At 65.3% G+C, this 5,360-nt stretch carries 6 protein-coding genes; 2 read left to right on the top strand and 4 right to left on the bottom strand.

Annotated features, from left to right (window positions below; translation table 11 throughout):
- Positions 1-465, top strand: a 465-nt coding sequence (locus AB0E24_RS45795) for a MarR family winged helix-turn-helix transcriptional regulator (protein ID WP_359385981.1), incomplete at its 5' end; no start/stop codon positions are given.
- 260 nt (positions 466-725) lie between these two features.
- Here AB0E24_RS45795 and AB0E24_RS45790 read toward each other — a convergent pair.
- The 4 genes from AB0E24_RS45790 to AB0E24_RS45775 are packed head-to-tail and all read right to left on the bottom strand — an operon-like array spanning position 726 to position 4,081.
- Positions 726-1,289, bottom strand: a complete 564-nt coding sequence (locus AB0E24_RS45790; RefSeq protein WP_141729442.1) for a carboxymuconolactone decarboxylase family protein — start codon at positions 1,287-1,289, stop codon at positions 726-728.
- Between the two features lie 12 nt (positions 1,290-1,301).
- Positions 1,302-2,513, bottom strand: a complete 1,212-nt coding sequence (locus AB0E24_RS45785) for a metal-dependent hydrolase family protein (RefSeq protein WP_079258673.1) — start codon at positions 2,511-2,513, stop codon at positions 1,302-1,304.
- Positions 2,514-2,524: 11 nt separating this feature from the next.
- Positions 2,525-2,974 (bottom strand): serine dehydratase beta chain, encoded by a 450-nt coding sequence (locus tag AB0E24_RS45780; RefSeq protein ID WP_359385976.1) that lies wholly within the window; start codon positions 2,972-2,974, stop codon positions 2,525-2,527.
- Positions 2,975-3,025: 51 nt separating this feature from the next.
- Positions 3,026-4,081, bottom strand: coding sequence for an Lrp/AsnC family transcriptional regulator (locus AB0E24_RS45775; RefSeq protein WP_093699792.1), 1,056 nt, complete (start codon positions 4,079-4,081; stop codon positions 3,026-3,028).
- 334 nt (positions 4,082-4,415) lie between these two features.
- Here AB0E24_RS45775 and AB0E24_RS45770 point away from each other — a divergent pair, with 334 nt between their 5' ends.
- Positions 4,416-5,261 carry an enoyl-CoA hydratase/isomerase family protein gene (locus AB0E24_RS45770; RefSeq protein WP_069864913.1) on the top strand — a complete coding sequence of 282 codons (846 nt, stop codon included), beginning with the start codon at positions 4,416-4,418 and terminating at the stop codon, positions 5,259-5,261.
- The last annotated feature ends 99 nt before the right edge of the window (positions 5,262-5,360 follow it).

Here is a 5,360-nt window from a genome sequence, read left to right as displayed (position 1 = left end):
ATGAGCGACGTCAAAGCCGCCAGTCTCCACGAGCTGGCCGACCTGGTCTTCGCCGTGGGGCGGCAGCTTCGGCCCCCGACGGACCCCGCCTTCGAGCCGTGCACGCCGATCGAGATCAGCGTCATGCGGTTCATCCACCACCACCCCGGCACGTCCGCGCGAGCCGCCTCGGAGGCGACCCTGCTTCCGTCGAGCAACTTCAGCCGGGTACTGCGCGGCCTGGAGAAGAGGGGGCTCGTGGAGCGCGTCGTGGACGACCGCAACGCCCGAGGCGTGCGCCTGTACCCCACCGACAAGGCCCACCGGAATCACCAGATCCTCCGCGACAACTGGGACCGGACCCTCCGGGGCATCATCGACGACCCCGCCACCATCGAGATCGTCAACGCCACGCTCCGGCATATCGAGGATGAACTCATAGCCCGGCGCAGCGGGACGGACGCCGATCGCGATCAAACCGACTAGCCTCGGGCTTTCGCGCGCCCAGCGGACTGGAGGTCTTGATGTTGTAAGTGATCTTTGGTCGTAAGCTCGTTGTCGCCTGCCGGTGGGAGTCCGGTCCGGGTAGCTGCCAGGAGGCCCGGTAGTGGACTGGCGGTGTCGGGGGGAAGCGCCCGGGGCCGAAGCCCAGTGTCGAAAGCCCTGTTTCGGGGCGGGGGCGGGGAGTGCCGAGCCCCCGAAATCAGGGCGAAGGCCATGGAAGCGGCGAACGTCCTGACGCAGGGTCAGTCGCCGTCGGGCGGCAGTGGCACGTCGTACGCATTGAGGATCGCCGAGATGGCGGCATACTGCGCGACGAGGAAGACGAGTTCAGCCGTACCGGAGTCGCCGAAGGCGCGGACGACGGCTCGGTAAAGCGCTCCCGGCAAAGGCGCGCCGCTGTGCAGCCGGGCAGCCACATCGTGAGCGACCGTTTCCTCGGCGGTCATGCCTGCCGGGCGCTGCCCCGCGACCAGGCCCTCGATGATGTCCTCCGGCAGACCGACGTCGAGCGCGACCCGGGAGTGCGAGTACAGCTCGTAGGCCGCGGCATACCGCGACCCCGTGGTGAGAATCGCAACCTCGCGCACCCGGGCGGGCAGGACTGAGGCACCGGTGCCGGCCGTGAACCACTCCAGCAGCGGGCGGGCGAGCCCGGGAAAGCGGAGCATCACCGGGAACGGGCCGATCAGCGCGCCGTCGGGATCAGTCGAGGTAAACGGCGCGGGCAACCCGGCCATGAGCTGTCGGACGTGAGCGTCGAGCGAGCGCTGCTCGGCTGTCAGTTCGCTGGGCTTGATCGAGGGCATGCGCACAACGCGTCACCGTACCTGCGTGCCGTCGAGCCACACCTGACGGACCCGGCCGCGAAGGTCGTCGAGATCGGACAGACTGCCCGCGATGACGACCACATCCGCGAGCTTGCCGGCTGCCAACCTTCCGGCGGTGTCGAATCGAAGGAGTTCGGCCGGGCTCGACGTCGTGGCGCGCCAGGCATCCAGCGCGGACATCGACGAGGAGTTCACCATCAGAGCGAGTTCTCTGAGGTTGCTCGCTGTCGGGCTCCAGTAGGGCGGGCTGTCGGTCCCCATGGCGATCTTCACTCCCGCCTGGACGGCGAGTGCGAAGCTCGCCTGATGAGCTTCGACGGCCTCACGGGCAAGGTTGGCGTTCTCTTCCGGGATCGGTATGCCGCTGTCAGCGGCGTCAATGATGGCGCGTGTTGCTGACAGCGTGGGAACGAGCCAGGCGCCACGCTCGAGCATGAGGTCGACTGCTTCGTCGTCCAGGTAGTAGCCGTGTTCGATGGAACGGACGCCGGCCCGCAAGGCTGCCTTGATTCCCTCGGTTCCCTGCGCGTGAGCGAATACGTAGGTGTCGGCCGCGGCGGCTTCGGCGACGATCACCGCTAGCTCATCGGCGCGAAACTGGGCGTGGCGGGGATTATCGCCTGGAGACATGACTCCGCCGGTGGTGGCGATCTTGACTGCGTCGGCTCCCGCGCGCAGGACTTCACGAACTCCTCGCCGTACTCCGTCCGGGCCGTCGACGATCGGGTTGGGCCGTCCGGGGTGTGCCGTCATCATCGGGATCGATCGATGACCTCCCGAGGGGAGATGGACATCGCCGTGCCCGCCCGTTTGGGACAGCATCGAGATCGCGATCTGAAGTCGTGGCCCCTCGATGAGTTCCTGTGCGATCGCTTGCTTCACCCCTAGGTCTGCGCCTGCGGCATCTCGGGCAGAGGTGATGCCTTGGTCGAGCAGGAGCGACAGGTTGCGCTTTGCTTCGTAATACTGCAAGGAGAAGGCTTGTTGTTCGGCGCGTCCGAGGTTGAAGTCTCGGGTCATCACGTGCACGTGGCAGTCGAACAGCCCGGGGAGGACCGACTTTCCAGCGCAGTCCACAACGTGATCACCGTCCAGATCGGTCCCGACATCGACGACGTGGCGGCCTTCGATGACGAGGTCGGCTGTGCCTGCTGCGGTTCCGTCGAAGACGGTCCCATTCTTGAAGACTGTGCGGATTGCCATTGCTCCTCATTTCATGAATGTTCGACTGCGCAGGCAACGCCGGCATGGCCGTATGCCGTGAGCGTCAACGCGTTCGTGTGGCGCGGCCGTACGGTCAACGGTCGCAGCACGAGGTCCTCGATCCGGCAGGGGATTCGTTGCCCTGCGCCGCGGCTCACCGTGCCGGATGCCGTGATGTCCGCCGGTCTTCGCTCAACTTCGCCGGAGTCGATCCTGGCTGATTGCGCACCATCCGAGCCGAGAAGCACCGCGTTGAACGCGCCGTGCCCGTGTCCGGTCGCGGCGAGCGAGCCAAATATCTCCACTCGCACTGATTCGACGCTGTCCGTCGTGCCCGCTCGTCGTAGGTCCTCCGCAAAGGCGGCGGCTGCCTTCATCGGTCCGACTGTGTACGAACTTGAGGGCCCAATCCCGATAGTGAACAGGTCGAAGACACTGACAGCAGCTGTCGAAGTGGTCATGAAGCGGGACGGTAGTCCGCGCGTGCAATGGGCCCGGCCTGTTGCAGGATTTCACTCGAAAGACGGGCTTGGCTGAGGCATATTGGTCAGCAGAGGGCTGAATTCGCCGGTGGCGTGCCCATGGGCATTGAGGCGGTGTCCTTCCTTCTTGACCGTGCGCAGCACGACGCAACGGTCGGCGATGCTGACGCCGGGAAGTTTCTCCTCGAGGACGGCCTCGAGCCGCTGCACGTCGGCCAGCGTCGGCAACCACACGGCGAGGATGAGGTTGTACTGTCCGACAGTTGAAACCGCGAGGCGGATCTCGCTGATACGTGTGAGCACCGACCCGACGCGCTGCACGAGCGCGGCAGGGACACGGAGGAAGTACCACGCATGAACCGGCCGGCCTGATTGCGCTTTTGCCATATCCAGGCGGGTGTCCAACCGCCCTTGTGCAGTCATGGCCGCAACCGCATCCCGTACCCGACGTTGGCCCACGCCGACGGTCCTCGCCAGGTAAGCCACTGTCGCCCTGCCATCCGCACCCAGGAGGCGAAGGAGTTGGTCCTCCAGCTGAGAGTCGACGCGGCCCCTCGGGGATCGCGAGACCTCGATGCTCCGCTCCACCGCAGCGATCTCCTCGGCTGACAGGGAGCGAAGACGCCACTGACCTCCGTGCACGAAGGGTGACGTGAACAAGTGGGCCCGGGTCGCCCGAATGCCGTCAAGTTTCGGTATCCGCATCATCAAATACTCCGTGAGGGCATCCATGCTGGATGTGGCCACCAGCACGAGCATCTCGCGCCCCCCGGCCGTGAGGTCCACCGTGAACGCTTCACTGTCCGCCGAGATCTCCTGTGCGAGACCGAGCGTGGCGGCAGGGTGGGCTTCGATTTCCAGTATGGCCGACGGCCCTCTCAGCTCCGGGCCGGGATGTCCGGACACCCATGCGATGCCAGCCTCGACGATGCGTTCCCAGCGCCGGGCGAGGGTGACCGCGTCGACCCCGATAATCGGCGCCAGCGCAGCCCAGCGTGCTCGCGGGTTGATCTGGAGGGCATGGATGAGCCGCCGATCGAGCTCATCGAGGTCGTAGTCCTGCCGACTCTCGTCCAAATGACTCATAAGACTTGACTCTATGTTACGGGAAAAGGTTGATGTTTCGGTGGGTATGCGGTTGTTCAAGTGCGGTGTGCCGAAGCATCCCGACGTGGCTCCGTGCGGAGATTCCAGACGCCGCAACTCGCGATGCCCTTTGAGGTGCAGCGTGGAGCTCGTGACGCCGACCGAATTGCGACAGAAGGGCGCGCCTGTCTGCCGTCAAACTTCATCGCGGTCGGCTTCTGGGGATTTTTCCTGCGTTGCCGGTCATGCCGCTTCCTCGTGGAGTAATGATCTTCGCATTAGTGCGAGAGCGCCGCTATCCCGGCGCTGACGAAGGAGGACGACCTTGGCGACCATGTCAGACCCCCGGTGGGAAGGCCACGTTCCACCGACCGCATTTGAGGAGTACTCAGAGAAGTACGCCGGTTTCTTCAAGATGCGCAGGGAGAACGGGATCATCGAGCTTCGGCTCCACACTGACGGCGGTCCGTACATCCACAACTGGGCCGCCCACAACGCGTGGAACCGGGTGTGGCAGGACGTGGGCAACGACCCCGACAACCATGTCCTCATCCTGACCGGCACCGGCGAGACCTGGTTCCGAGGCGACCCCGAGGAGACGTGGCCGCGGCCCATCGTCGACGAGGAGCCCGACTACATCTTTCAGCAGACCATCGATGCGTGGAAGCTGATCGAGAACTTCGTCAACAACCTCGACATCCCGACGATCGCGGCGGTAAACGGTCCCGGGATCCACACCGAGTTCGCGCTACTCTGCGACGTCACTTTGGCCGCGGAAGACGCAGACTTCATGGACCCGCACTTCATGGCGGGAACCGCGCCGGGAGACGGACTCTCGCTCGCCCTACAGCACCTGATGGGCACGAAGCGGGCGGCCTACGACATCTACAGTGGCCGCTCCATCCCCGCGCGGAAAGCACTCGACTACGGGCTCGTCAGCGACGTACTTCCGCGTGAGGAGCTCCTGCCGAAGGCGTGGGCGATCGCAGGCGAGATCATGAAGCGCCCGCGGTTCGCTCGCTGGGCAACCCACAACATCGTGTCTCGCCCCTGGCGCAAGCTCGTTGCCGAAGACTTCGGTTTCCACTTCTCGCAACAGATGCTTGCCACCGTCGCCGCCAAGCGACAGGTTCCCGACCCCGACCTGGTCACCGAGGCGCGCTCACGCAAAGTGTGGTGAGAACCTGAGGGACGAAGCAGGTTGTCGGCCGCCGTCACGGACGGCGTGTTGATCGACGATCTGCGGCAGGCGCTGCCGGACGGCCGGCTGGTCGAGGAC

Source organism: Streptomyces malaysiensis subsp. malaysiensis, from assembly GCF_040653035.1.
Taxonomy (GTDB): domain Bacteria; phylum Actinomycetota; class Actinomycetes; order Streptomycetales; family Streptomycetaceae; genus Streptomyces; species Streptomyces malaysiensis.
Note: the sequence above shows the minus strand (reverse complement) of the source record. Positions and strands in the feature narration are given on the sequence as shown.

Excerpts from the sequence above, each read along its gene's own strand:
- AB0E24_RS45785 (WP_079258673.1), bottom strand. The coding sequence starts at position 2,513 with ATGGCAATCCGCACAGTCTTCAAGAATGGGACCGTCTTCGACGGAACC.
- AB0E24_RS45780 (WP_359385976.1), bottom strand. The coding sequence starts at position 2,974 with ATGACCACTTCGACAGCTGCTGTCAGTGTCTTCGACCTGTTCACTATC.
- AB0E24_RS45770 (WP_069864913.1), top strand. The coding sequence starts at position 4,416 with ATGTCAGACCCCCGGTGGGAAGGCCACGTTCCACCGACCGCATTTGAG.
- AB0E24_RS45775 (WP_093699792.1), bottom strand. The coding sequence starts at position 4,081 with ATGAGTCATTTGGACGAGAGTCGGCAGGACTACGACCTCGATGAGCTC.
- AB0E24_RS45790 (WP_141729442.1), bottom strand. The coding sequence starts at position 1,289 with ATGCCCTCGATCAAGCCCAGCGAACTGACAGCCGAGCAGCGCTCGCTC.